Genomic DNA, 23,954 nt, shown 5'->3' with positions numbered 1-23,954 from the left:
GCGCAGGGGGCGGGATTTCACACTTCCGATACGATATGGATAAATACGCCACCAAGGCCAATTTATGACCACGGCCATTCGCATTTTGCACGGACACGACCGCGCATGCCCCCTTCCGTCATCCGGCCATGGCCCCTATATCCCGGCTTCAGCGGTTTTTTCAGCGCAGGGGCAGCATGGCACAGATAACGCAGGCGGCAATCGAACGGGTGCTGCGCGAGGTTCGCGATCCGCGCACGGGGGCATGCGCGCTTGACCTCGGCACGCTCGACGCCGCGACCGTGCGCGATGGCATGGTCCATGTCGCCATCGCCACCGACCGCGACCGCGCCGAACACATCCGCCCGCTGGTCAGCGAGATCGAAGCCAGACTGACGCACGCCATCAAAGGGGTGAAGGGCGCATCCGTCATCCTGACCTCCCACCGCGCGCCCGCTGCCCCCGTTCCGCCTGCCGCACCACAGGGCGGCGGGGGGCACCGTCCGCTCAACCTTGGTGCAAAGCCGGGCGGCGCACAGCCTGCCGGCCCGCTGCCGCCCAATGTGGGGCTGGTGATCGCCGTCGCGTCGGGCAAGGGCGGTGTCGGCAAATCGACCACGGCCGTCAACCTTGCCGTGGGGTTGGGGCTGGAGGGGCTGCGCGTGGGACTGCTGGATGCGGACGTGCATGGGCCGTCCCTGCCGCGCATGATGGGCATGAACAGCCAGCCGGAGGTGCGCGACGGCCGCCTGCAGCCCCTGCATGGCCACGGCATCACCGCCATGTCGATCGGCATGCTGGTGGAGGAAACCAAGGCGATGATCTGGCGCGGCCCGATGGTCATGGGCGCGATCGGGCAACTGCTGTCGGACGTGGACTGGGGCGAACTCGACGTGCTGGTGGTGGACATGCCGCCGGGCACGGGGGATGCGCAACTGACGCTGGCGCAGAAGACGGCGCTGGCGGGGGCGGTCATCGTCTCCACCCCGCAGGATATCGCCCTGCTCGACGCGCGGCGCGGCGTCGCCATGTTCGAGAAGATGCGCGTGCCCGTGCTGGGCATCGTGGAGAACATGTCCTATTTCTGCTGCCCCAACTGCAACCACCGCACGGAACTGTTCGGCCATGGCGGCGCGCGGGCGGAAGCGGAAAAGACCGGTGTGCCCTTCCTGGGCGAAATCCCGCTGCTGGCCGATATCCGCGCCAGCGGCGACAACGGCGCGCCCATCGTCATCTCCGCCCCCGACAGTGCGGCGGGCAAGGCGTATCGCGCGCTGGCGCATACGGTGGGCGGGGCGCTGCGCCGGTTACTGGAGAAAAAGCGGGGGAAGTGAAGGGTCTTCTTTTTCTGGAGAAAAAGAAGCAAAAAGACTTTTAAATTTTCTGAAATCAGCAGAACCGGCTGATATTTTCATGGAATAAAAGTTTTTTGGTTCTTTTTTCCAAAAAAGAACGCCTTTCCCTTCAATCCAGAAGGATAAAGGCGTTCCCCGAAACTTCCTCAGATCTGCCGGTCCCGCTTGATCCGGTCCCATGCGGCGTTGATCTGCGCGATGCGGGCCGCGCCCCTTGCCATCTCGGCCTCATCCGCGCCACGGGCGGACAGGACATCGGGATGGTGTTCACGCACCAGTCGCCGCCATGTCACGCGCACTTCCTCATTGCTTGCGGTGCGTGACAGGCCCAGCACGGCATAGGCGTCAACCTCGCTCACGCTGGGGCGGGCACGGCCGTCACGCGCGCGTTCCCACGCACCGGGGGACAGGCCGAACGCCTTGTGCACGTTGCGCAGGAACTGTTCCTCCTGCGCGTTGATTTCCCCCGACGGGCCGGCATCGGCGCGCGCGATGATGAACAGGGAGGCGAGTCCCTCCTCCAGCATTTCCGTGCGGTTGGCAAACGCCTTGCCCAGTTCGTGGGCGAACTTCGTGTAATCGTCGGTGCGCTGCCGGGCCATGTCGAACAGGCGCCCGACTTCGCCCATGTTTTCGGCAGGGACATTGAAGCGGCGCTTGAACGCGTTGATTTCGGTGCGGTTGACCGGCCCGTCGCACTTCGCAAGCTTGGCCGACAGGACGATGATGACCAGGCCATACATCTGGTCACGCTTGCCCATTGCGGCAGCCATCCGGGCGGCGACAAACGTGGCGGCGCCTGCGGGATCGGCATTGTGGCGGCCGCCCCAGCGTTCGGTCCAGCCACCGGCGGGCGTCTCCAGCAGCGAGCCATTATCGGCGGCATGCCCGAGCGCGGTTCCCACAAGGGCGCCCATGGGACCGCCTACAGCGAATCCCGCGACACCGCCAAAGAGTTTTCCCCATATCGCCATGACCGCGAACCTAGCACGACACGCGTGCTAACCCAACTGTTCTTCCCCGCTTCGCCCCCCTGCTGCCGGCAGGGCAGGCATCCATTCCAGCAGGGCCGCGACCCGCAGCGCGGACGCCAGCGTACGCATCGGATCGCGCGTGGTGTCGATACGCGCGATCAGGGTCGTAAGACCCACCCCCCGCGCGGCGGCCATGCGTTCCAGCGCCCCCCAGAATTCCGGCTCCAGCGCGACGCTGGTGCGGTGTCCCGACAGCATCATGCTGCGCTTGTGCAGCAGCGGCAACGACGCGACGGGGCGCGCGCGCCTCATGACGGCAGGCACCCCACCGCCCAGCGCGCGGCGTCAGCCACAACGGGATCCGGGTCGTCACACAGCGCCTGCGCCACGCACCGCAGGTCGGCGCGCGCGCTGTTGCCAATGGCGACCAGCACATTGCGCACGAACCGCGCCCGGCCGATCCGCTTGACGGGCGATCCGGAAAACAGGGCGCGGAACGCCGCGTCATCCAGCACCGCAAGGTCACGCAGCGCCGGGGCGACAAGGTCGGGCCGCGCGCGCAGCTTCATCTGCCGCGTGGCCTGCGCGAAACGGTTCCACGGACACACCGCAAGGCAGTCGTCACAGCCATAGATATGGTTACCCATCAAGGGGCGCAGGTCATGGGGGATGGGATCGGGATTTTCGATCGTCTGGTAGGAAATGCACCGCCGCGCATCCATCTGCCCCGGCGCGGGAAAGGCCGAGGTCGGGCACACGTCAAGGCAGCGCGTGCAGGTCCCGCACCCCCCGCCCGAGGGCGCGGAATGCGGCAGGTCCAGCGTGGTATAGATCTCGCCAAGGAACAGCCAGCTTCCATGCGTGCGCGAGACGAGGTTGGTGTGCTTGCCCTGCCATCCCAGTCCCGCCCTTTCCGCCAGCGGCTTTTCCATGACCGGGGCGGTATCGACGAACACCTTCACGCCGGGGGGTGGCGCATCGTCGCCGTGTTGCCTGCGTCCCTCCGCCACGACGAACTGCGCCACCTGCTTGAGCATGCCCTTGACCACGTCATGATAGTCGCGATGCCGGGCATAGACCGAGATATTGCCCGCCATGGGGTCACGCAGCGTCGCCAGCGCATCGCCTTCGGGGGCGTAGGACAGGCCGAGCGAGATCACGCTGCGCGCCTCGGGCCACAGGGCGCGCGGATCCCCCCGCCAGGCCATGCGCTGCGCCATCCAGTCCATCGCGCCATGATGGCCCGTGGCCACGAATTCCCGCAGGCGCGCGCGCGTTGCGTCGTCGAGCATGGCGGGCGCGAAGCCCACCGCATCGAACCCCACCGCCAGCGCGCGCTCATGGATCCGGCGCGCAAGCCTGCCCTGCGCATCGGGGGAATATGTTACGGGCCGCGCGCGCGCCATGGGTCAGGGCACGGGCGGAATGTCGGGGAACGGCATCTCGTCGGGGGACCAGTCCTCCATCGCCCATTGCGCGCGCAGGCAGGCCGCGTGTTCGGGCAGCGTGCCGTCAACTATGGCCGCGCGGATGCCACGCATGAGCCGCTGGTAATAGGCGAGGTTGTGCCATGTCAGCAGCATCGGGCCGAGCATCTCGTTCGCGCGGAACAGGTGATGCAGGTACGCACGGCTGTGGCGCGAACAGGCCAGGCAGTCGCAGTGGGGCGAGATCGGACGGCTGTCGGTGGCATGGCGCGCGTTGCGCAGGTTCAGCGTCCCGCGTTCGGTATAGGCCCGCGCCGTACGCCCCGCGCGCGTGGGCATGACGCAGTCGAACATGTCCACCCCGCGTTCCACCGCGCCGAGCAGGTCGTCGGGCGTGCCGACCCCCATCAGGTAACGCGGCGCGTCATCGGGGATCAGACCGACCGTGACGTCGAGGGTGGAGAACATCAGCTCCTGCCCCTCCCCCACCGCGAGGCCGCCGATGGCGTATCCCTCAAACCCGATATCCGTCAGGGCGCGCACGCTTTCGGCGCGCAGTTGCGGCTCCGTCCCGCCCTGGATGATGCCATACTGGGCATAGCCGGGGCGCGCGACGAACGCCGTGCGGCACCGCTCCGCCCAGCGCATGGACATGCGCATGGACTGCGCGATCGCCTCCGCCGGGGCCGGCAGGGCGGGACATTCGTCAAAGCACATGCTGATCGTCGCATCGAGCGCATGCTGGATGTCGGTGGAACGTTCAGGCGTCAGGCGGTGTTTCGATCCGTCGATATGCGAACGGAACGTCACGCCATCGGCATCAAGCTTGCGCAGCGGCCCGAGCGACATGACCTGGAACCCGCCCGAATCCGTCAGGATCGGGCCGGGCCAGTCCATGAACCGGTGCAGTCCGCCCAGCGCGCGCACGCGCTCCGCCCCCGGGCGCAGCATCAGGTGGTAGGTATTGCCCAGCACGATCCCCGCCCCGGTGGACCGCACGGCGTCCATCGTCATCGCCTTGACCGTGCCCACGGTGCCGACCGGCATGAAGGTGGGGGTTGCCACCGTGCCATGCGCGGTGTCGAGGTATCCGGCACGCGCGCGTCCCGAACGGGCCTGCGCCCGCCAGCGAAAAGCGGTCATGCCGCACCTCCGTCATGACGGTGCAGCAGGCACGCGTCGCCATAGGAATAGAACCGGTAGCCCGCCGCGATCGCATGGTCGTAGGCCGCGCGCATCCGCGCCTGCCCCGCAAACGCGCTGACCAGCATGAACAGGGTGGAGCGCGGCAGGTGGAAATTCGTCAGCAGCATGTCCACCGCACGGAAACGGTATCCGGGGCGGATGAAGATCGCGGTCTCCCCATGGAAGGGATGGACCACGCCGTCCTCGTCCGTCGCACTTTCCAGAAGGCGCAGCGACGTGGTGCCGACGGCTATGATCCGCCCGCCCGCCGCGCGCGCGGCATTGATGCGCTGCGCCGCATGGGGGGAGATGGTGCCACGTTCGGCATGCATGCGGTGTTCGGAAATCTGTTCGCTGCGCATCGGCAGGAACGTTCCCGCCCCGACATGCAGCGTCAGCGTCTGGCGCAGGACACCCGCCGCCTCCAGCCCCGACAGCAGGGCGGGCGTGAAATGCAGGCCCGCCGTGGGGGCGGCCACCGCGCCGCGATGCTGTGCGAAGATGGTGCTGTAATCCCTGCGATCCTCCTCCGTCGGGCCATCGGGACGCGCGATGTAGGGCGGCAGGGCAAGGTGGCCCGTGTCATGGAGGAACTGGTCGAACGCCTCCCCTTCCACATCGAAACGCAGGACGACACCGCCCGCGTCCTCGCACACCATCACCTCGGCGGTCACGTGACTGGGCGCAAACGTCAGGGTGTCGCCGGGTTTCAGGCGGCGCGAGTTGCGCGCAAGCGCGTGCCACGTGCCATCGGGCAGGATCCGGTCGAGCGTGATCCCGATCCGTGCCGCCCCGCGCATGGCCGAAAGCTGTGCCGGAATGACGGCGGTATCATTGGCCACAAGGATGTCACCCGCACGCAGGCATCCCGGCAGGTCGCGCACGTGGCGGTCGATGAAAGGCCCCTCCACCGGGACCTCCAGCATGCGCGCGCTGTCGCGGGGCCGGGCCGGGTGGTCGGCGATCAGCGCCGGCGGCAGGTCGAAGTCGAAATCAGAAACGAGATCCGTCATGACCCTCCCTTTACGGAATCCGCGGCCCCCTTGCCAGCGCGAACACGCACGGGCACGCACGATCCGCACGCCGCATCCCGGGCGAATGGCAGGCATGCCGCGCGATGCACCGGCGGCATGCGGCGCAATGGTTGGACACATACGGGCAACGCAGTAAACAATATCGCCAGAAACACACATGGCCCGTGATTCGTATGTGGGGCAGGTCCCGCATGCGATGCCTGAACACAAGGAACTTCCCGATGTCCTATGCCGCACTCGATGCCGCCCGCCTGGCCAAGGCCTGCAAGAACGCTCTGATCACGCTTGAAGCCGCCGACGAGAAGTCCGAAGCCCACCAGCGCAAGACCCTGATGATCCAGCGCATGGGCGCGCTGGCGATGGCGGCCGCGGAATGCAAGCACGGCACGCCCGTCATCACCCTGACGTCCGAGGAATTCTGGCTGATCAGCCAGAACTGGTAACCTGCCACCCCAGGCATGGCGGCCAGGAACATGACCGCCATGCCACGGCAGCCTGCCCCATCACTCCATTCGCATGCCGCCACCCATTGACCGGCGGCGCATGCAGGAAACCGGTATCATGACTTTTACACTCACCAGTCGCGCCTTCCACGACGGCGACCGCCTGCCAGAGGCGCAGGTGTTCGATGGCATGGGCTATTGCGGCGGCAACATCTCCCCCCCGCTGGCATGGTCGGGCGCGCCCGAAGGCACCAAGAGCTTTGCCATCACGATGTACGACCCCGACGCGCCCACGGGTTCGGGATGGTGGCACTGGGTCGTCATCAACATCCCCGCCGATGTTACCTCCCTGCCCGCGGGCGCGGGATCGGGGGATGCCAACATGCCCGAACATGCGGTGATGACGCGCACCGATTTCGGCGGCAACGTCTATGGCGGCGCGGCCCCCCCGCCGGGACGCGAACACCGCTATATCTTCACGATCCATGCGCTTAACCTCGAACGCCTCGACCTACCGTCCGACGCCAGCGGGGCGATGGTCGGCTTCGTCGTGGGACAGCACAGCCTTGGCTCCGCCACGCTGACGGCGGTCTATGGCAAGAAATGAGTATCGCTCCCCGTGCCTTCGGGCATGGGGAGGTCTCTGGCAATCAGGATGAAGAGTCTTCTTTTTCTGAAGAAAAAGAAGCAAAAAGACTTTTAAAATATTATGAAACCATCAGACCGAACTGATTATTTCCTATAGAATAAAAGTTTTCTGGTTCTTTTTTCCAAAAAAGAACACAACCGCGCCAACCTGAAAAAATATCGAAGGGAAGCAACCGCCTCCCTCACCCCTGATAGGACGCGATTTCGATCAGGTTCCCGTCCGGGTCCTCGCAATAGACCGAGGTTACCGGCCCCAGCGCGCCAAGGCGTGCGACCGGCCCCTCGGTCACGCGCACGCCGCACTGTTCCAGATGTTCGACCACATCGGTGCTGCTGACGGCGGTGATGAAGCACAGGTCATTGGTGCCCGGCAGCGCATCGTACGCCGTGGTCCATCCCTGCGCCCCATGGGGACGCAGGTTGACCTTCTGCCCGCCGAATTTCAGGGCCGTACGGTTGTTGCGGCCATACTCCTCCCGTTCCATGCCCAGGACACGCTGATACCACGAGGACGAGATCTCCAGATCCCGGACAGTGATAACAAGATGGTCCAGTCGATCGACGGTAAAACGCATGGCGCGCAGCCTCCGGTTGTCAGACCCGACGGGTCGTGACGGACCGATTCCTCAGCCCGTCAGCCCATCGTAGAAATCATTACCCTTGTCGTCGATGACGATAAAGGCCGGAAAATTCTCGACCTCGATCTTCCAGACCGCTTCCATGCCCAGTTCGGGATATTCCAGCACCTCGACCTTGCGGATGCAGTCCTGCGCCAGACGGGCCGCAGGCCCGCCCACGGAGCCAAGGTAGAAGCCGCCATATTCCTTGCACGCATCGCGCACGGCCTTGGACCGGTTGCCCTTGGCCAGCATCACGTACGATCCGCCCGCCTTCTGCAGCATGGCGACATAGCTGTCCATGCGGCCAGCCGTGGTCGGCCCGAATGACCCCGTGGGCATGCCCTCCGGCGTCTTGGCAGGACCAGCGTAATAGACGGGATGGTCCTTGAGGTACTGCGGCAGTCCCTCGCCCTTTTCCAGGCGTTCGCGGAACTTGGCATGCGCGATGTCGCGCGCCACCACCATCGTCCCCGTCAGCGACAGGCGCGTGCGCACCGGGTACTGCGACAGCTTCTTGCGGATTTCATCCATTGGCTGGTTCAGGTCAATGGCCACTTCCTCCCCGCCCAGATGCTCGTCCGTCGTCTCGGGCAGGAAGCGCGCGGGATCGGTCTCAAGCTGTTCGAGGAACACGCCATCGGCGGTGATGCGGGCCTTGACCTGCCGGTCGGCGGAACACGACACCCCGATTCCCACCGGAAGCGACGCGCCATGGCGCGGCAGGCGCACGACGCGCACGTCATGGCAGAAATACTTGCCCCCGAACTGCGCCCCGATGCCCAGTCGCTGGCTCAGCTTGTGGATCTTCTGTTCCATCTCAAGGTCGCGGAAGGCATGGCCAAGCGCGCTGCCTTCGGTCGGCAGGCTGTCGAGCCATTTGGTGGAGGCCAGCTTCACCGTCTCGAGCGTCTGTTCGGCCGACATGCCGCCGATCACCACCGCAAGGTGGTAGGGCGGGCAGGCCGAGGTGCCAAGTGCGCGGATCTTGCCATCGAGCCACTTCAGCAGGTGTTCCTCGCTCGACAGCAGGGCGCGGGTTTCCTGGAACAGGAACGTCTTGTTGGCCGACCCGCCGCCCTTGGCGACGAACATCAGGTCCATCTGTTCCGCGTGGTAATCGCCCGGTGTTGCGGAGATGTGGAACTGCACCGGCAGGTTGGTGCCGGTGTTGACCTCCTGGAACATCGACAGCGGCGCCATCTGCGAATAACGCAGGCTGGTGCGGGTGTAGGTGTCGTACACCCCGTGGGAGAACGCTTCCTCCTCGTTGCCATCAACCCAGACGCGCTGCCCCTTCTTGCCATAGACGATGGCGGTGCCGGTATCCTGGCACATCGGCAGCACGCCGCCGGCGGCGATGCAGGCGTTCTTCAGCAGGTCGAGGGCGACGAAACGGTCATTGTCCGACGCCTCCGGGTCCTTCAGGATCTTGGCAAGCTGCGCCAGATGCGCCGGGCGCAGCAGGTGGGCGACGTCATTGAAGGCGCGCGCGGCAAGTTCACGCAGCGCCTCGGGGCGGACATGCACGACCGTGCGTCCGCCCAGTACGGAGGTCGTGACCCCCTCGATCTCCAGCTTCTTCCATGGCGTGTCATCGTCATGGAGCGGGAACAGAGGCCCATAGACAAAGGGCTTGGGCGCCGGTTTCGCGGCCCTGGTGGTTGTCGTGGTGTTCAACGGACGGTCTCCTGCCTTTTGGATGCCCCCGGATTGGTTCCAGGTGACGGTTTTATGGCAAGGGCGCCCGGCCCCACCCGGGCGCCCGGATGAAAATGTGGCTCAGCCCGGTTCGGGATCGCGCTTGCGGAAGGCCGCGAGGCTGACAACCTGCGGGGAAGATGACGGCTCCTCCCCGGATGTGGTCGCCTCCTCCTCGTCCTTCGTGGTGGCGGCGCGGTTTTCAGGCTGCGACGCACGCGGGGTCTGTGCCTGGCCGAAGACACTGTGGATCTCGGCCGAGGGGGCGGGCTGTGGCGGCTGTTCGGGCACGCGGAAGGACAGGGCCAGCTTGATGGCCGGATCGGCGAAGGCGGAAATCGCCGCCACCGGGATCACCAGCGTCGCGGGCACCCCGCCAAAGGCGAGGCTGACCGAAATCGTGCGCGCCGCGCGATCGACCTTCAGCCCATGGAACTGGTGCTGCAGGACGATGGTGATTTCATGCGGGTACTGCTTGCGCAGGCGCTCGGGCATCTCCACGCCGGGCCAGTCGGTACGGAATGTCAGGTAGAAATGATGATCACCGGGCAGCCCCCCTTGCTCCACGACATGTTCAAAGGCGCGCAGCATCACATCGCGGTACGCGTCCTCGATCCAGTCGTCATAGGGCAGGAGGCTGTCGGGAATGCTGGCATCGAAACCATTTTCCTCGTCGTGATCATCGGACATTCGGGCTTCTCCGTAACGGCGGCACCGGATTCGCGGGCCGACCTTATCAGACATGCGGGTTCAGACCACGCCGTGCCACAGCATCAAGCTGTGCGTCAAACGTTGTCCCAAGACAAGGGAGCATACCGCGCGTGCGCCTTCACGAAGCGGATAGGCGATGCAACCGGATCAGGCAGGGCGGGAAAGTGGGGGAGCTTCTGTTGCCCGGTGCCCCCCCGGACCGCGCTTATCGCTTATGCAGCGACAGCGAGCACCTCAGAGTTATCATTGGCACTTGTATGTTTAGCCCGATAACGGTGGTACAATGCCGGGCAAAAGGCGGGTCTTTACCATGCGTGTCGAGCCTGTTTCGTTCCCATCTTTCGGATGCCACGGCCCCGCGGGGCCATCCATCGCGAAAATACTGGTGGAAACGCCGGGTACCGCCCCCGGGTCCACAACACTTATTCCACGCGCCGTTTATCGCCATAGCCAAGGGGCGAACCCCTCCGGCACCGACAGATATAGGGACGATGGCACGCGGGCGCAAGATATGTGGAATGATGAAATCCGAAACTGGCAAGGACAATGCCGGGCATGGTATGCGCGGCAACGCTCATACCCCGAACAGAATGGTGGCCCATGTTTTCCAATGACCAGAAATCGGCAATCGAGGCGGCGCGCGCCGCATGGACCCCAACCCGCCGCCTTGTCGTCCCCGCACTCGAGGAGGCGATGTACGAACCCGTCGGCGTGCTGGACACGGGATTCGTCCGCCTGGTCGATTACATGGGCGGCGATGACGGCATCGTGCAGGGTGCGCGCGTGTCCTATGGCAAGGGCACGAAAAGCACGTCGGACGACCGGGGCCTGATCCGCTACCTGATGCGCAACCGCCATACCAGCCCGTTCGAACTGGCGGTCATCAAGCTGCATGTCCGCGCGCCGATCTTCGTCACGCGGCAGTGGTTCCGCCACCGCACCGCGAGCATCAACGAATATTCCGCGCGCTATTCCGTGCTGGAGAAGGAATTCTACTTCCCCCGCCCCGAGGACATCGCGGTGCAGTCCGCAAGCAACAAGCAGGGACGCGGCACCAGCCTGCCCCCCAAACAGGCGCAGCAGGTGCTCGATATCCTGCGTGACGACGCGGCGCGGTGCTATGACCATTATCTCGAACTGCTCAACGAGGACGCGGCGGGTGGAACCGTCGATCCCGCGCGGCCGTCGATCGCGCGCGAACTGGCGCGCATGAACCTGCCGGTCAACATCATGACGCAGTTCTACTGGCAGATTAACCTGTGGAACCTGCTGCATTTCCTGCGCCTGCGCGCAGACAGCCACGCGCAGTACGAAATCCGCGCCTATGCCGACGCCATCCTCGGACTCGTGGAAAAATGGGTGCCGCTGACCTATGGGGCCTTCTGCGACTACATGCGCGACGCCGCCCTGCTGTCGGGTCCGGCGCTGCGGGTGCTGCGCGCGGTCATGGCGGGCAGGCCGGTGGATCCGAAGGCGGAGGGCCTGTCACGGCGCGAGATCACGGAGCTTGCCACCCTGTTTCCCGAAATCGCACCCCGCCTGAATGGCGGCTGAGGACGGCTTCGCCCTCAACATCGCGTGACCACGCCCCGCCCGCGCCGCACGCCATGGCGCGGAGGGGATGGCGGACGCGGTGCGGGGGGAGATGTGGATTCCCGGCCACACCTTTTGCGACAATCGCATGTTACGATGTCATTGCATGTCGGTGTGAAAACCCGGTTTACTCCCATGTCGTCATTGCAATGCAGGCACAATATCCGTCCGATCCCCCGCTTGCGGATTGCACAACGCCCATCCCATGCTAGAGAGGGACGCACGCGGGCATGGCCCACACAAGGTTTTATAAATACATAGCCTCCGGCGTTCTTCCGCCGGAACCTAGAAGACAGAGGGAAGCGGAAACGAGCATGCGCGCAGAGACAGGATCGAATTCTTCGTCGCCCCGCCCGTCCCCGCTTCCACGTCGTCCGGCACTGCGTGTGGCCGGTGCGCTCATGGGCCTGCTGGCCCTGGCCGGATGCGCGACGCCACCGCCCAAGGATCCCGACGCGCTGGCGGAATACAACGAAGCCAACGACCGGTACGAGAAGATGAACCGCAAGGCGTTCGGCATCACCATGTGGGCCAACAAATATACGCTGCGCCCGGTCGCGAAGGCGTATATCTGGGCCGTGCCGCGCCCGCTGCGCAATTCGTTCGGCAACCTGTACCAGACCATGAACGAACCGGTCGTGTTCTTCAACGACGTGGGCGCGGGCAAGTCCCGCCGCGCGGGCGACGCCTTCGTGCGCTGGTGCATCAACATGACCGCGGGCATTGGCGGGCTGATCGATGTCGCCTCCTATGCCGGGTACAAGCATCATGACAACGATGCGGGCCTGACGATGGCGACATGGGGGGTTCCGTCAGGGCCTTACCTGTTCCTGCCGGTGCTGGGCCCGTCCTCCTTCCGTGATGGCATCGGCTATGGCATTGATGTCGGGCTTGCGCCATGGAACTACGTGCCGCGTGGTTATGGTCTGGTGACCTTCAACTGGGCCTACAGCATCATGGGCACCATCAACGGCATGGCCACCAATGTCGATGCGCTCGATCAGGTCCTGAAGGATTCGCTTGATCCTTACGCCACGATCCGCAGCGCCTACCAGCAGCAGCGCAAGGCGCAGGCGGCGGCCATCAAGGCCGACAACCGCGCCACGGTGCCGGACTGGTACAGCAACAGATAAAAAGAACCATACAGGGACACAGCGATGCAGACATCTTTCACCCGTCGCCATGCACTGGGTCTTCTCACGATCGCCGGCACCCTGTCGGTGACAGCCCCCGTCCATGCCGTTGACAGCGGTGCGCAGGCCCGCACGTTTGTCCATGATTTTGGAAACAAGCTGGTTGCCATCGTCAACAACGACATTTCCCTGTCGCAGAAGAAACAGCAGATCGAACCCCTGCTGGATCAGAACGTGGATGTCGATGCGATCGGCCGGTACTGCATCGGGCGGTACTGGCGTATCGCCACCCCGGAACAGCAGACCCACTACCTGCAACTGTTCCACCAGGTGCTGGTCAACGCCATCACGGACAAGATCGGCGATTATCGTGGCGTTTCCTTCACGGTGGGGCAGACTGCCCCCTCGGGCGAGGACATCGCGGTTTCCACCGTCATCAACCGCCCGGGACAGCCACCCGCCAATACGGAATGGGTCATCAGTTCCAGCAGCGGTACGCCAAAGGTGGTGGATGTCGTGGGCGAAGGGGCCAGCCTGCGCCTGACGCAGCGGCAGGATTACAGTTCCTACATCGCGCGCAATGGCGGCAACGTCGATGCGCTGCTGCATGCCCTGACAAAGCAGCTTGCCAACCATCACTGAACAGGCATGACCTGTGGCGTGCCTGTGCGGGGTGGGACCATGTCCCGCCCCGTTCGGGTTTTCAGGCCCCGTGATTGTTGGGCATCAATGCTGGTGCCCCAGGCCGCTGTCCCCTTGGGAACCATAGCTTCATGGAATCGGGAAGGCCGCCGCAGGAAATGGCCTTAAATTCAAAGAAGTTTTTGGTGAAGCTTTTTCCAAAAAGCTTCAGAAACCACAGCCTTCGTGAAAAAAGTCAGAACAAAGCCATTTCTTATAAAGAGGCTGCCTCAGTGAATCACCGGCCCTGACATGACCACGGGACGGCGGACGCTGTGATAGAGCAGCATCTCCCGCCCGTCGGGGCCAGCATAATGCTGGCACAGGGCCATGCCGCTGCCGCCGATGATCTGGCGCCCCATGATGTCGCCATCAGGCACATGGGCGATCACGCGCTCCACCCCTGCATCATGGACAAAGGCCAGCGCGGCGCCCGCCGCCTCCCGCGTCAGGCCACGGCCCGCGCGCGTGGGGCACAGGGCGAATTCGAATTCGTAGCTATCCCCCTGCCCACCGGGACGCACCCCGGCCATGCCCACGAAACGGCCCCTTTCACGCACGGCGAAAAGGCCCACGCCGTTGCGGCCCCAGCTAAAGATGCTTGCGGCCACATCGGCCTCGCTCTGCCCGCGTGAACGTATGCCGCAGCAGCGCACGCCCACGGCCCCGGCATTGGCCTTCAGGCGCGCCACGTCATCAATGTCCCGCCATGAGACGGGGCTGAGTTCCAGTCGTCCGGTGCGAATGCGACGGTCCATGTGTAACCTCACCTCTGCATGGCGTGCCCTGATGCATGGATCAGGGCCGAACCGGGATATCATCCGGGGCGCATATGCGGCGGGGGCGGCGCCCCATCTGATGATATCTGCGATGGACGGCGTTTGTCCCGCTTTTTATACCGCCCGCGCCAGATTCCCCGACCATGACGGGCCGGCCGCCCCCGTGCGGGGGCGCGCATACGGCCCCATGGCGGGCCATGACCGTGGCGTGGCGCTGCATGGGTCATATGTGCGCAGGCCTTACGCCACGGCCATATTCCATTTGACAGGCCAAGGAATGATGGTCGATTTTACCACATATCATGACCGGCCCCATCATCTCTGACGATCCGCAGGCTACGGTTCATATGTTCCCCCTCAAGCGCATGCTTTCGATGCCTGAGGCGGCAGAACATATCGGAATCACCCCCTTTCGCCTGCGCTGTCTGCGGCTGGTGCGGACCGGACCCCATGCCGCCGTGAAGAATGCCCGTGAAATCCTGTTCCGAATCGAGGATCTGGATTCCTATGTCACCTCCCTTTACGAACGGGTAAATATTTCCAGTACCGAACAACTGCGCCACAGGAACGAATGGCGGGGACGGCTGTCGGGCATGCCTGAGGCACAGCGGGGGCGGATGTACGACCCCTTCATGCAGATCCTGACCCGTGACCAGCTTCTTGAGGCCGGGGCCAACCGCGGGTTCCGCATCGCCTTCCTGGGCGGCCTGTTCGTGATTTTCCTGTCCCACACTCCCCTGTTGTGGCGTCTGTGACACTACACGGCACGGCCCGCCTCCACCCGACATTCCACCTGGTCCCCACATGACGCGACACCATGTTTTTCATGGGGGCTTTTTTATGGGACCGGGGCTGTTAATTCGCCATATGATCCGCTACCCAAAGATATTGGATGGCGGAACAATCATGGATTTGGATTATGACAGCTAAGCGCAATGCCGGGCTTGCCACGACCCGTCAGCGGGCAGGGTTCGGACGCTGGGCCACGCTGGCGCTGGCGATGACCCTGGCGCCGGTTGCGGCAATGGCGCAGGGCGTGGCCCCCGGCGCGGAACAGCCGCAGCAGCCGCCGGTCCTGCCGATGCCGGCGGTGCCGGAATTCAAGCCGCTGCCTGCTGGCGTGCGCCCCACGGCCCCCGTGATCGGCGTGTTCAATACCCAGATGATCATGGGACAGTCGGTCGCGGTACAGAAGATTGAAAAGGAACTCGGCACCCGGCGCGAGGCCCTTGTCAGTGATGTCCGGGCCGAGGAAACGCAGTTGCAGGGCATCCGCCAGGGCATCCTCAAGAGCGGCAAGGCCCCGACCCCGGCGCAGCAGCAGGAACTGCAGAAGCGCGTCATGGCGGACCGCACCAAGTTCGGCAACCGCAACCGCATCCTTGAAGAAGACGCGCAGGTCGTCCTGAATCAGGTGCAGCGCGAAATCCAACAGATCGTCTCCGCCATCGCGCGGGCGCGCGGCATGACGATGGTGCTGCAGGCGGGCACGGCGGCGCTGCATGACAATACGCTCGAAATCAGCAACGAGGTCGTCACCCACCTCAACACCACGCTTCCGTCGGTCTACATCCCCGGCCCCAACGAAGACCCCGAGGAAATCGCGAAGTCGGGCAAGTACCCCGTCGCGCCGTTCCAGATGAACGACCAGGGCGGCGAACAGTAAAAACCGTCTTTTAAAAACAGAAGTTTTCGGGTGCCGCCTTTTTTTGAAAAGGCGGCGTTCTTCTGAAGCTTTTACCTATTTACGACAGCAGGTCGGCGGGGAATGCGCCGCTGGCCTGCATCGCGTCAGCAGGCGACAGGCGCACCAGCAATCCGCGCTTTCCGCCATTGATGACCATGTACGGCTCGGCCTGTGCTTCCTGCGCGATGGCGGTCGGGACCTGCTTCTTCTGCCCGAACGGACTGATGCCGCCCACCTTGAACCCGGTGGCGCGTTCGGCGTTGGGGGGCTTCATCATCTGCGCGGACTTGCCGCCGAATGCTGCGGCGACCTTCTTCATGCTGATGCTGCGGGCAACCGGCACGACCACGCAGGCACCCCGGCCATCAACCTCCACCATCAGGGTCTTGAAAACCCGCTCCGGCGGCTCCCCGATCGCCTGCGCTGCATGGTTGCCGACCTGATCGGCGCTGGAATCATATTCATACGGAACAACCGTATAGGCGACACCGGCCTCATCGAGGGCAGCCGTCGCGGGTGTGCTCTTGCTCATGCGGCGCAGTATAGGGGCAGATACGTCCCGATGCACAACCGGAATCCGTGGGTGTCCTCAGGGCTCTGCCCTGAAACCCGCCAAAGGGCATTGCCCTTTGGAAACCATGACTTTGCGCAAGGCGGAATACCGCGACAGCATATTCCTGAATTTATAGAAGTTTTTGGTGAAGCTTTTTTCAAAAAGCTTCAGAAGAACAGCCTCACCCCTGCTGCACAACAGGCATGGCAACAATCCGCTGCCCCTGTCGCATCTCCCCAGGCAGGCACAAGGGCACGATCTGTCGTGCCACCTGCTCCGGACGAGGCAGGGGCGCGGGATCACCGCCGGGCATGGCCTGCCGGCGCATCCGTGTCGCGACGATTCCGGGATCGAACAGGTTGACCCGCAGGCCCGACGTGGCGGGGATTTCGCACGCCCATGTCCGCACCAGCGCGTCCTGCGCCGCACGTGACGCCGCCACCATGCCCCAGAACGGGGCAGGTGCGCTGGCATGGGCATCGGTCAGGAACACGGCGCGCCCATGCGGCGCATGTTCCAGCAGGGGGGCGGTCGTGCGAATCAGACGCCATGCCGCCGTGGTGTTCAGCGCAAGGCAGTCCTGCCACGCCCCCACATCCATGTGGGTCACGGGCGTCAGCACCCCCAGCGTCGCGGCACAGTGGACAAGGATATCAAGCCGCCCGAACCGGGCCATGACCGACGGGCCAAGCATGTCGAGTGCTGCGCCATCGGCAAGGTCCATCGGCAGCAGCGTCGCCCCCGCGCCACCACAGCGCGCGGCAATCAGGTCGTCGGTGCGTTCCAGTCCGCCCACCGTCCGGGCCACGAGGATGCAGTGCGCGCCCGCCCCGGCCAGGGCGCAGGCCACGGCGCGCCCGATGCCCCGGCTTGCGCCGGTCACCAGCGCGACCGTCCCCTCAGGCAACTGGCGCGCGGACGGCGGCGTCACGCCGGGACGTTGGGATGTTCAGCGTTATAGTCCACCAGTTCGATGGGATAGTCGCCGGTGAAGCAGGCATCGCAATACCGGTTGCACGCCCCGTCGCGATCCTTGTAACCCAGCGCGCGATACAGGCCGTCAAAGGAAATGAACGCCAGCGAATCCACACCGATCAGTTCGGCCATTTCCTCAAGGTTATGCTGCGCCGCCAGCAGTTTGCTGCGTTCGGGCGTGTCGATGCCGTAGAAGCACGAATGCATCGTCGGCGGGGAGGAAATGCGCATATGCACTTCCTTCGCCCCCGCCGCGCGCACCATGTCCACGATCTTGCGCGAGGTGGTGCCACGCACGATCGAATCATCCACCAGGATCACCCGCTTGCCATCCAGAACCGGACGGTTGGTGGAATGTTTCAGCTTCACGCCAAGGTTGCGGATCTGGTCGGTGGGTTCGATGAAGGTGCGGCCTACGTAATGGTTGCGGATGATCCCCAGTTCGAAGGGAATGCCGCTGGCAACGGAATAGCCCATGGCCGACGGCACGCCGGAATCGGGCACCGGGACGATCACGTCCGCCTCCACCGCGCTTTCACGCGCCAGTTCGACGCCGATCTGCTTGCGCGTGTCATACACCGCCTTCCCGTCCATGACGGAATCGGGCCGCGCGAAATAGATGTATTCGAACACGCAGAAACGCGACTGCTTGGTGTTGAATGGCCGGATGGAGCGGATGCCCTCGTCATTGATGACGACAATCTCGCCCGGTTCGACGTCGCGCACGAACTCCGCCCCGACGATGTCCAGCGCGCAGGTCTCGCTCGCCAGCACCAAGGTCGGGCCTTCTCCCTCCTCGCCGGGGATCTGCCCCAGGATCAGCGGGCGCACGCCCAGCGGGTCACGCACGCCCATCAGCGCATCACGCGACAGCGCCACCAGCGAATACGCGCCCAGCACCTGCTTGAGCGCGTCGATCAGGCGGTCTTCCACACTCGCATACAGCGAAATGGCGATCAGGTGGATGAACACCTCGCTGTCGGTCGTGGACTGGAAGATGCAGCCACGGCGCACCAGCGCCTTGCGCAGGGTCTCGGCATTGGTCAGGTTGCCGTTATGCGCCACCGCAAGGCCGCCGAATTCGAAATCGGCGAACAGGGGCTGCACATTGCGGATCAGGGTCGCGCCCGTGGTGGCGTACCGGTTATGGCCCACCGCGCTGTGGCCCGGCAGGGTGGCCATCACCTGTGCATCGCCAAAGACGTCGCCCACCAGGCCCAGTCCCTTGTGCGTGTGGAAACGCTCACCGTCATACGACACGATGCCGGTGGCTTCCTGCCCGCGATGCTGCAGCGCATGCAGGCCCAGCGCCGTCAGCGCCGACGCCCCCTTGGTGTTCCACACACCAAAGACGCCACATTCCTCATGCGGCTTGTCATCGTCATGCCATTGGGCCGGAACGTCATCGTTCGGCGCGCATGCCTGCATGGGAGAACCGGACGAGGCGGAGAAGCGGATGCGGGACATGGATCAGCGATCTTTCCTTGGCGGACAGCGGCGGCGGGGACCGGCGGAAGGTTCAGATTGGCGCGTCATGACGCGTTCGCGCCGGTTGCGCAAGGTGTGGCGTGATGGAATCGGACGTAAAATGCGACAGGTATGTCGTACTGTCGCCAATAAGGGGGACAATCCGGCTGTCATTCATGGCATCGGGCCATGTGTCCTGCGGCATGAGGAAACACACCGCCATATACAGCACAAGCAGGCAGGCATACCCGCGCAGCACCCCGAACAGCAGCCCCAGCATCCTGTCGATTCCCCCCAGGACGGAGCCACGCACGGCCTGACCCGACAGATGGGCCGTCATGGTGAAAACGACAAGGAGCGCGATGAACATTATCCCCAGCGCCGCCGCACGCGCCAGCAACGGCGTGTGCACCCACTGCGCGGCATAGGGGATCAGGAAACCGTGCCAGCTAAAGGCCAGGATGCCCGCCATCGTCCACGCGGCAATGCCAAGCACTTCGCGCGAGAAGCCGCGTACGGCGCCGACCACCGTCGAAAGTCCGACAATGGACAGGCAGGCAATGTCGATCCAGTTCATCCGCCACAAGACAGGCAGGGAGGGACCGACCGGGGGAAAATCCTGCGCGCCGGGGGGGCGGACACGCAGCGGGCATGGACCCGATCCATGGATCGCGCTGTTCCTTCTGCTCCGGCGGGAATAAGGGCATCTGCACCTGTGGCGATGCCCCGCCGCCGGGGTGCTTATGCCACCTGCCCGTTCCGGTTCATAGGGGGAAAACCATCAATTCCCCCGCGCAGACGTGACACTGTGCATGGGCGGCCGGACTGATGGAGAAAAGATCAAAAGTTTTTGGGTGTCGCCTTTTTTCAAAAAGGCGACGTTCCTTGAAGCTTTTTGAAAAAAGCTTCACCAAAAACTTCTTTTACTTTCAGTGTATTACGTAAGCGCGGCTTATGGCAGCTTGGTGGTGCGGATCTTCCACGGGCGGCGGCGCAGGGCGGGGGCGGCGCTGCGGCGTTCGGCCGTATTCAGCGCCAGCAGCAGGTTGCCCATGCGCGTACGACGGTCAAGTTCGATCCAGATATCCTCCGGGTCGATCCCGCAGGCCACCCAGGTCCGCACCAGTTCCGACAGGACATCGGCGCTGTGGCGCACCAGTGCGCCATGATCCTCGCTCATCAGGGCGATCAGGCACTGTTCGGCCTGGATGGTGAACTGCCGGGCCGCCGCACGGATATGCGCCAGTTCACGCGCATCGGGCGCAATACCGGCCCGCGCGGCGCCATCATTCCCCGCACGCGCGCGCAGACCTTCATAAAGCCGCGTCATCACCGCCCCGGCCCGCAGGCCAGAATCCGGATCGGCACTGTCATGGTCGTCGGGATGGGACATGTCCCGATGATGGGGGCCAACAGGTTCGCGGTCAACAACGTGCGCGCGGCATCACCCGCGCGCACGGCGTGACCCTTCAGATGGAGAAATACTTGGCGTGGGGATTGAGGATCACCAGCGCCGAGGTGGACTGTTCGGGGTGCAACTGGAACCCGTCGGTCAGCGTCACGCCAATCTTTTCGGCATCCAGCAGCTTGAGGATCGGTTCCTGCTCCTCAAGGCGCGGGCAGGCGGGATAGCCGAAGGAGTAGCGCGACCCGCGATAGCCCTGCTGCAGCAGTTTATTCATATCGCGCGCATCCTCCGCCGCGAAGCCGAGTTCGGCGCGGATGCGCTTGTGGGTGTATTCGGCCATCGCCTCCGCCATCTCCACCGACAGGCCGTGAAGGTAGAGGTAATCCTGGTACCGGTCGGCCTCGAAACACTGGCGCGCGATGTCGGACGCCTTCTGCCCCACGGTCACGACCTGCAGGCCGATGACGTCACGCTGCGCATCGTCCACATCGCGCACGAAATCGGCGATGCATTCTCCATCCGCGCGTGGCTGGCGCGGCAGGGTAAAGCGCGCCACCTGCGTCGTGCCGTCGGTGTCGAACAGGATCAGGTCGTTCCCCTCGCCCGCCGCCTTCCAGTAGCCATAGGACGCCTGCGGGCGCAGGATGTCGTCCTGCGCGCACATCGCCAGCATCCGGCGCATGACCGGGCGCAGTTCCTTGCGCGCCCAGACCATGAAATCCTCCAGGGAGCGGCCCTGTTTGCGAAAGCCCCACTGGAACTGGTACAGCGACCGTTCATTGAGGAACGGCAGCACCGCCTCCGGCGTGGCTTCCAGCACGCGCGGCCCCCAGAATGGTGGCGTGATGACGGGTTCGTCGCGCGTCAGCCGCTCACGCCGTGCCCGCGCGGCGGGGATATCAGCAGGGGCGAAGCCACGGTTTTCCGCCTGCTCCAGGTCACGCGGCGTACTGCGTGTCGCCTTGGTCGCACGACGCGACTGGATGGCGGCGATATAGGCGTCGAATTCGCCCTTCACCACCTTGTCCATCAGCGAAAGCCCGTCGAATGCGTCGCGGGCATAGGCCACGCGCCCGTCCTCGCCATAGGCGGCGGCGCAGTCTTCCTCCACGTAATTGCGCGTCAGCGCCGCACCGCCCAGCAGGACCGGCGTCTCGATCCCCTGCCGGTTCATCTCCTCCAGGTTTTCGCGCATGATGACGGTCGATTTCACCAGCAGGCCGGACATGCCGATCGCATCGGCCCCATGTTCGCGCACGGCGGTAATCATGTCCGCCACCGGCACCTTGATGCCAAGGTTGACCACGCGGTAGCCATTGTTGGTCAGGATGATGTCCACGAGGTTCTTGCCGATGTCGTGGACGTCGCCCTTGACCGTCGCCAGCACCATGGTGCCGCGCGTCTGGCCTTCCTTGCGCTCCATGTGCGGCTCCAGCCACGCAACGGCGGCCTTCATCGTCTCGGCCGACTGCAGGACGAAGGGCAACTGCATCTTGCCCGCGCCGAACAGTTCGCCCACCACCTTCATCCCGTCAAGCAGGACGGTGTTGATGATGTCCAGCGGCGCCATGTCGCGCATCGCCTCGGCCAGGTCATCCTCCAGCCCCTTGCGGTCGCCATCGACGATGCGGTCCTTCAGGCGTTCGGGCGCCGTTTCGGCGCGCACCTTCTTCACCGCGTCGGCGGCCTTGCGGTCGGCAAACAGTTCAAGCATGCGCTGCAGCGGGTCGTACCCCTCGGCACGGCGGTCGAAGATCAGGTCCTCGGCCACCTTCACCTCTTCCTCCGCGATCAGGTGCAGCGGACGGATCTTGGAGACATGCACGATCGCCGCCGTCATGCCCGCGCGCACAGCATGGTCGAGGAAGACGGAATTGAGCACCGCGCGCGCCGCCGGGTTCAGGCCGAAGGAAATGTTCGACAGGCCCAGCACGATCTGGATGTCGGGGAATTTCTCATGGATCAGGCGGATGCCCTCCAGCGTCCACAGCCCCAGCTTGCGGTCGTCCTCCACCCCCGTGCCGATGGTGAACGTCAGCGGGTCGATCATCAGGTCGGACTGCGGCAGGCCGTGCTTGTTGCACGCGTAATCCACCAGGCGTTCGGCAATCCGCAGCTTGTCTTCGGCAGTCTTGGCCATCCCCACTTCGTCGATGGTCAGCGCAATGACCGACGCGCCGAACTTGCGCGCCAGCTTCAGGCGGTCATTGGCCGCCCCCTCGCCATCCTCGAAATTGATCGAATTGATGATCGGCTTGCCGCCATGCAGCTTCAGCGCGGCCTCGATGACCGGGGTCTCGGTCGAATCGATCACCAGCGGCGCATTGACCGAGGAAGTGAAGCGGGTGATGACCTCGTTCATCTCGCGCATTTCGTCGCGCCCGACGAAGGCGGTGCAGACATCGAGCGCATTGGACCCTTCGGCCACCTGTTCGCGCCCGACGGCAACGCACCCGTCCCAGTCGCCGGCTTCCTGCAACTGCCGCCATTTCTTCGACCCGTTGGCGTTGCAGCGCTCCCCGATGGAGAAGTAGCTATTTTCCTGCCGCAGCGGCACCTGCGAATACAGGCTCGCGACCGATGGGACCCACACCGGCCTGCGCGGCACGGGCGCGGGGCGCAGGGTGCGGCCCGTCTCCTCCGCACGGCGGCGCAGCATCGCGTCGAGCGCCTGCGTATGCGGCGTGGACGTGCCGCAGCACCCGCCGATCAGGTTCAGGCCGTCCTCGACGATGAAACGTTCCACCCATGTCGCCATGTCCTGCGGCGTCAGGGGATAATGCGTCTTGCCATTGACCAGTTCGGGCAGGCCCGCATTGGGCTGGACCGAGATCATGCCCGGCCAGTTTTCCGACAGCCAGCGCACATGCTCGGCCATTTCCTGCGGCCCCGTGGCGCAGTTCAGGCCCATCACCGGCACGTCGAGCGCATTGATGACCGTCGCCGCCGCCCCGATATCGGGCCCGACCAGCAGCGTTCCGGTGGTCTCCACCGTGACCTGCACGAAAATGGGGGTGTCCGTGCCCAGTTCGGCGCGCGCGATCTTGCCCGCGTTGACCGCCGCCTTGATCTGCAGCGTGTCCTGGCACGTCTCGATCAGCAGGCAGTCCACGCCGCCTTCGATCAGGCCACGGCACTGTTCTGTCAGCCCGGCTTCGAGCGTATCGTAATCGATGTTGCCCAGCGACGGCAGCTTCGTCCCCGGCCCGACCGATCCCACGACATAGCGGTGGCGCCCGTCCGAAAACTGCTCCGCCGCCTCGCGGGCAAGGTGGGCGGCCGTGCGGTTGATTTCGCGCGCCCGGTCGGACAGCCCGAATTCGCCCAGCGTGATGGGGGAGCCACCAAAGCTGTTGGTCTCCACCATGTCGGCCCCGGCCTCGAAATAGCCACGGTGGATTTCGCGCACCAGTTCGGGCCGCGACAGGTTCAGGATCTCGGTGCAGTTTTCCTGGCCCCAGTAATCACGCTCCACCTCCAGGTCCAGAAGCTGAACGCGCGATCCCATCCCGCCGTCACACAGCAGGACCTGATCACGAAGGGCGTCAAGGAGATGGGGACGAGTGGTCATGGGTATCCTGATCTGTCATATGCGCAAAGGGTG

Annotated in this window: 24 protein-coding genes and 1 other RNA gene; 9 read left to right on the top strand and 16 right to left on the bottom strand. The window is 64.5% G+C overall.

Going from position 1 to position 23,954, the window contains the following annotated elements:
• Window positions 1-176: 176 nt before the first annotated feature.
• Window positions 177-1,313: an Mrp/NBP35 family ATP-binding protein gene (locus CFR72_RS02200; RefSeq protein WP_110912437.1), complete on the top strand. Its 1,137-nt coding sequence runs from the start codon at window positions 177-179 to the stop codon at window positions 1,311-1,313.
• Between the two features lie 167 nt (window positions 1,314-1,480).
• Here the strand turns inward: CFR72_RS02200 and CFR72_RS02195 are convergent, their stop codons facing one another.
• Genes CFR72_RS02195 through queA form a run of 5 tightly spaced genes read right to left on the bottom strand, consistent with a single transcriptional unit; the run spans window position 1,481 to window position 5,933 of the window.
• Entirely contained in the window at window positions 1,481-2,308 is an 828-nt protein-coding gene (locus tag CFR72_RS02195) for a TerB family tellurite resistance protein (protein ID WP_110912436.1), read from the bottom strand.
• A gap of 27 nt (window positions 2,309-2,335) precedes the next feature.
• Window positions 2,336-2,620, bottom strand: coding sequence for a ribbon-helix-helix domain-containing protein (locus CFR72_RS02190; protein ID WP_110912435.1), 285 nt, complete (start codon window positions 2,618-2,620; stop codon window positions 2,336-2,338).
• A complete protein-coding gene (gene queG, locus CFR72_RS02185; protein WP_110912434.1) occupies window positions 2,617-3,714 on the bottom strand; it encodes a tRNA epoxyqueuosine(34) reductase QueG in 1,098 nt (365 codons plus the stop codon). The genes CFR72_RS02190 and queG overlap by 4 nt, the downstream gene beginning before the upstream one ends.
• 3 nt (window positions 3,715-3,717) lie before the next feature.
• On the bottom strand, window positions 3,718-4,878 hold the full coding sequence (gene tgt / locus CFR72_RS02180) for a tRNA guanosine(34) transglycosylase Tgt (protein WP_110912433.1): 1,161 nt from the start codon (window positions 4,876-4,878) through the stop codon (window positions 3,718-3,720).
• On the bottom strand, window positions 4,875-5,933 hold the full coding sequence (queA, locus tag CFR72_RS02175; protein ID WP_110912536.1) for a tRNA preQ1(34) S-adenosylmethionine ribosyltransferase-isomerase QueA: 1,059 nt from the start codon (window positions 5,931-5,933) through the stop codon (window positions 4,875-4,877). Before queA ends, tgt begins: the two co-directional genes overlap by 4 nt.
• Window positions 5,934-6,175: 242 nt before the next feature.
• On the opposite strand from queA, the gene CFR72_RS02170 reads away from it, so the two are divergent.
• The 3 genes from CFR72_RS02170 to CFR72_RS18240 all read left to right on the top strand — a co-directional run bounded on the left by CFR72_RS02170 (window position 6,176) and on the right by CFR72_RS18240 (window position 7,129).
• Complete coding sequence (locus tag CFR72_RS02170; RefSeq protein ID WP_110912432.1) at window positions 6,176-6,397, top strand: hypothetical protein; 222 nt, start codon at window positions 6,176-6,178, stop codon at window positions 6,395-6,397.
• 118 nt (window positions 6,398-6,515) lie between these two features.
• Entirely contained in the window at window positions 6,516-7,004 is a 489-nt protein-coding gene (locus CFR72_RS02165) for a kinase inhibitor (RefSeq protein WP_110912535.1), read from the top strand.
• Complete coding sequence (locus CFR72_RS18240; RefSeq protein WP_265176071.1) at window positions 7,001-7,129, top strand: hypothetical protein; 129 nt, start codon at window positions 7,001-7,003, stop codon at window positions 7,127-7,129. The genes CFR72_RS02165 and CFR72_RS18240 overlap by 4 nt, the downstream gene beginning before the upstream one ends.
• Before the next feature lie 98 nt (window positions 7,130-7,227).
• Here CFR72_RS18240 and CFR72_RS02160 read toward each other — a convergent pair whose 3' ends face one another.
• The 4 genes from CFR72_RS02160 to ssrA form a co-directional block, all read right to left on the bottom strand.
• Window positions 7,228-7,620, bottom strand: a complete 393-nt coding sequence (locus tag CFR72_RS02160) for a VOC family protein (RefSeq protein WP_110912431.1) — start codon at window positions 7,618-7,620, stop codon at window positions 7,228-7,230.
• Window positions 7,621-7,671: 51 nt separating this feature from the next.
• Window positions 7,672-9,342, bottom strand: a complete 1,671-nt coding sequence (locus tag CFR72_RS02155) for a fumarate hydratase (protein ID WP_110912430.1) — start codon at window positions 9,340-9,342, stop codon at window positions 7,672-7,674.
• A 102-nt stretch (window positions 9,343-9,444) separates the two neighbouring features.
• Window positions 9,445-10,053, bottom strand: a complete 609-nt coding sequence (locus tag CFR72_RS02150) for an SspB family protein (protein WP_110912429.1) — start codon at window positions 10,051-10,053, stop codon at window positions 9,445-9,447.
• Window positions 10,054-10,237: 184 nt separating this feature from the next.
• Window positions 10,238-10,586, bottom strand: a transfer-messenger RNA (tmRNA) gene (gene ssrA / locus CFR72_RS02145).
• 88 nt (window positions 10,587-10,674) lie between these two features.
• Here ssrA and thyX point away from each other — a divergent pair.
• The 3 genes from thyX to CFR72_RS02130 all read left to right on the top strand — a co-directional run bounded on the left by thyX (window position 10,675) and on the right by CFR72_RS02130 (window position 13,442).
• A complete protein-coding gene (gene thyX / locus CFR72_RS02140; RefSeq protein WP_110912428.1) occupies window positions 10,675-11,628 on the top strand; it encodes an FAD-dependent thymidylate synthase in 954 nt (317 codons plus the stop codon).
• Between the two features lie 440 nt (window positions 11,629-12,068).
• Window positions 12,069-12,800, top strand: coding sequence for an MlaA family lipoprotein (locus CFR72_RS02135; RefSeq protein WP_110912427.1), 732 nt, complete (start codon window positions 12,069-12,071; stop codon window positions 12,798-12,800).
• A 24-nt stretch (window positions 12,801-12,824) separates the two neighbouring features.
• The gene (locus CFR72_RS02130; RefSeq protein ID WP_110912426.1) at window positions 12,825-13,442 is read left to right on the top strand and encodes an MlaC/ttg2D family ABC transporter substrate-binding protein; all 618 of its coding nucleotides are present in this window, start codon (window positions 12,825-12,827) and stop codon (window positions 13,440-13,442) included.
• 269 nt (window positions 13,443-13,711) lie between these two features.
• On the opposite strand, the gene CFR72_RS02125 is transcribed toward CFR72_RS02130, so the two are convergent.
• Entirely contained in the window at window positions 13,712-14,239 is a 528-nt protein-coding gene (locus CFR72_RS02125) for a GNAT family N-acetyltransferase (RefSeq protein WP_110912425.1), read from the bottom strand.
• A gap of 479 nt (window positions 14,240-14,718) precedes the next feature.
• Between CFR72_RS02125 and CFR72_RS02115 the strand changes: the two genes are divergently transcribed.
• Window positions 14,719-15,015 (top strand): DNA-binding protein, encoded by a 297-nt coding sequence (locus CFR72_RS02115; protein ID WP_244182133.1) that lies wholly within the window; start codon window positions 14,719-14,721, stop codon window positions 15,013-15,015.
• A 164-nt stretch (window positions 15,016-15,179) separates the two neighbouring features.
• Window positions 15,180-15,926 (top strand): OmpH family outer membrane protein, encoded by a 747-nt coding sequence (locus CFR72_RS02110; protein ID WP_208629943.1) that lies wholly within the window; start codon window positions 15,180-15,182, stop codon window positions 15,924-15,926.
• Window positions 15,927-16,005: 79 nt separating this feature from the next.
• Here CFR72_RS02110 and ybaK read toward each other — a convergent pair whose 3' ends face one another.
• The 6 genes from ybaK to metH all read right to left on the bottom strand — a co-directional run bounded on the left by ybaK (window position 16,006) and on the right by metH (window position 23,921).
• Window positions 16,006-16,479, bottom strand: coding sequence for a Cys-tRNA(Pro) deacylase (gene ybaK, locus CFR72_RS02105; protein WP_110912423.1), 474 nt, complete (start codon window positions 16,477-16,479; stop codon window positions 16,006-16,008).
• A gap of 202 nt (window positions 16,480-16,681) precedes the next feature.
• Window positions 16,682-17,431: an SDR family NAD(P)-dependent oxidoreductase gene (locus CFR72_RS02100; protein ID WP_208629942.1), complete on the bottom strand. Its 750-nt coding sequence runs from the start codon at window positions 17,429-17,431 to the stop codon at window positions 16,682-16,684.
• Window positions 17,428-18,903, bottom strand: a complete 1,476-nt coding sequence (gene purF, locus CFR72_RS02095) for an amidophosphoribosyltransferase (RefSeq protein ID WP_208629948.1) — start codon at window positions 18,901-18,903, stop codon at window positions 17,428-17,430. The genes CFR72_RS02100 and purF overlap by 4 nt, the downstream gene beginning before the upstream one ends.
• Window positions 18,904-18,994: 91 nt before the next feature.
• Window positions 18,995-19,519: a CvpA family protein gene (locus tag CFR72_RS02090; RefSeq protein ID WP_110912421.1), complete on the bottom strand. Its 525-nt coding sequence runs from the start codon at window positions 19,517-19,519 to the stop codon at window positions 18,995-18,997.
• Window positions 19,520-19,894: 375 nt separating this feature from the next.
• A complete protein-coding gene (locus CFR72_RS02085; protein ID WP_110912420.1) occupies window positions 19,895-20,335 on the bottom strand; it encodes a phosphoribosyl-ATP pyrophosphatase in 441 nt (146 codons plus the stop codon).
• 76 nt (window positions 20,336-20,411) lie between these two features.
• Window positions 20,412-23,921, bottom strand: a complete 3,510-nt coding sequence (metH, locus tag CFR72_RS02080; RefSeq protein WP_110912419.1) for a methionine synthase — start codon at window positions 23,919-23,921, stop codon at window positions 20,412-20,414.
• Between the last annotated feature and the right edge of the window lie 33 nt (window positions 23,922-23,954).

Source organism: Gluconacetobacter entanii (assembly GCF_003206495.1).
Classification (GTDB): Bacteria; Pseudomonadota; Alphaproteobacteria; order Acetobacterales; family Acetobacteraceae; genus Novacetimonas; species Novacetimonas entanii.
The sequence above is the reverse complement of the archived record's forward strand: the minus strand, read 5'-3'. Positions and strand labels throughout refer to the sequence as shown.

Bases quoted from the DNA above. Each gene is read 5' to 3' on its own strand.
- CFR72_RS18240 (WP_265176071.1), top strand. From the start codon at position 7,001: ATGAGTATCGCTCCCCGTGCCTTCGGGCATGGGGAGGTCTCTGGCAAT.
- queA (WP_110912536.1), bottom strand. From the start codon at position 5,933: ATGACGGATCTCGTTTCTGATTTCGACTTCGACCTGCCGCCGGCGCTG.
- CFR72_RS02090 (WP_110912421.1), bottom strand. From the start codon at position 19,519: ATGAACTGGATCGACATTGCCTGCCTGTCCATTGTCGGACTTTCGACG.
- CFR72_RS02200 (WP_110912437.1), top strand. From the start codon at position 177: ATGGCACAGATAACGCAGGCGGCAATCGAACGGGTGCTGCGCGAGGTT.
- CFR72_RS02150 (WP_110912429.1), bottom strand. From the start codon at position 10,053: ATGTCCGATGATCACGACGAGGAAAATGGTTTCGATGCCAGCATTCCC.
- tgt (WP_110912433.1), bottom strand. From the start codon at position 4,878: ATGACCGCTTTTCGCTGGCGGGCGCAGGCCCGTTCGGGACGCGCGCGT.
- CFR72_RS02085 (WP_110912420.1), bottom strand. From the start codon at position 20,335: ATGTCCCATCCCGACGACCATGACAGTGCCGATCCGGATTCTGGCCTG.
- CFR72_RS02165 (WP_110912535.1), top strand. From the start codon at position 6,516: ATGACTTTTACACTCACCAGTCGCGCCTTCCACGACGGCGACCGCCTG.
- CFR72_RS02170 (WP_110912432.1), top strand. From the start codon at position 6,176: ATGTCCTATGCCGCACTCGATGCCGCCCGCCTGGCCAAGGCCTGCAAG.
- CFR72_RS02135 (WP_110912427.1), top strand. From the start codon at position 12,069: ATGGGCCTGCTGGCCCTGGCCGGATGCGCGACGCCACCGCCCAAGGAT.
- metH (WP_110912419.1), bottom strand. From the start codon at position 23,921: ATGACCACTCGTCCCCATCTCCTTGACGCCCTTCGTGATCAGGTCCTG.
- queG (WP_110912434.1), bottom strand. From the start codon at position 3,714: ATGGCGCGCGCGCGGCCCGTAACATATTCCCCCGATGCGCAGGGCAGG.
- CFR72_RS02125 (WP_110912425.1), bottom strand. From the start codon at position 14,239: ATGGACCGTCGCATTCGCACCGGACGACTGGAACTCAGCCCCGTCTCA.
- thyX (WP_110912428.1), top strand. From the start codon at position 10,675: ATGTTTTCCAATGACCAGAAATCGGCAATCGAGGCGGCGCGCGCCGCA.
- purF (WP_208629948.1), bottom strand. From the start codon at position 18,903: ATGCAGGCATGCGCGCCGAACGATGACGTTCCGGCCCAATGGCATGAC.
- CFR72_RS02190 (WP_110912435.1), bottom strand. From the start codon at position 2,620: ATGAGGCGCGCGCGCCCCGTCGCGTCGTTGCCGCTGCTGCACAAGCGC.
- CFR72_RS02160 (WP_110912431.1), bottom strand. From the start codon at position 7,620: ATGCGTTTTACCGTCGATCGACTGGACCATCTTGTTATCACTGTCCGG.
- CFR72_RS02110 (WP_208629943.1), top strand. From the start codon at position 15,180: ATGACAGCTAAGCGCAATGCCGGGCTTGCCACGACCCGTCAGCGGGCA.
- CFR72_RS02130 (WP_110912426.1), top strand. From the start codon at position 12,825: ATGCAGACATCTTTCACCCGTCGCCATGCACTGGGTCTTCTCACGATC.
- CFR72_RS02195 (WP_110912436.1), bottom strand. From the start codon at position 2,308: ATGGCGATATGGGGAAAACTCTTTGGCGGTGTCGCGGGATTCGCTGTA.
- ybaK (WP_110912423.1), bottom strand. From the start codon at position 16,479: ATGAGCAAGAGCACACCCGCGACGGCTGCCCTCGATGAGGCCGGTGTC.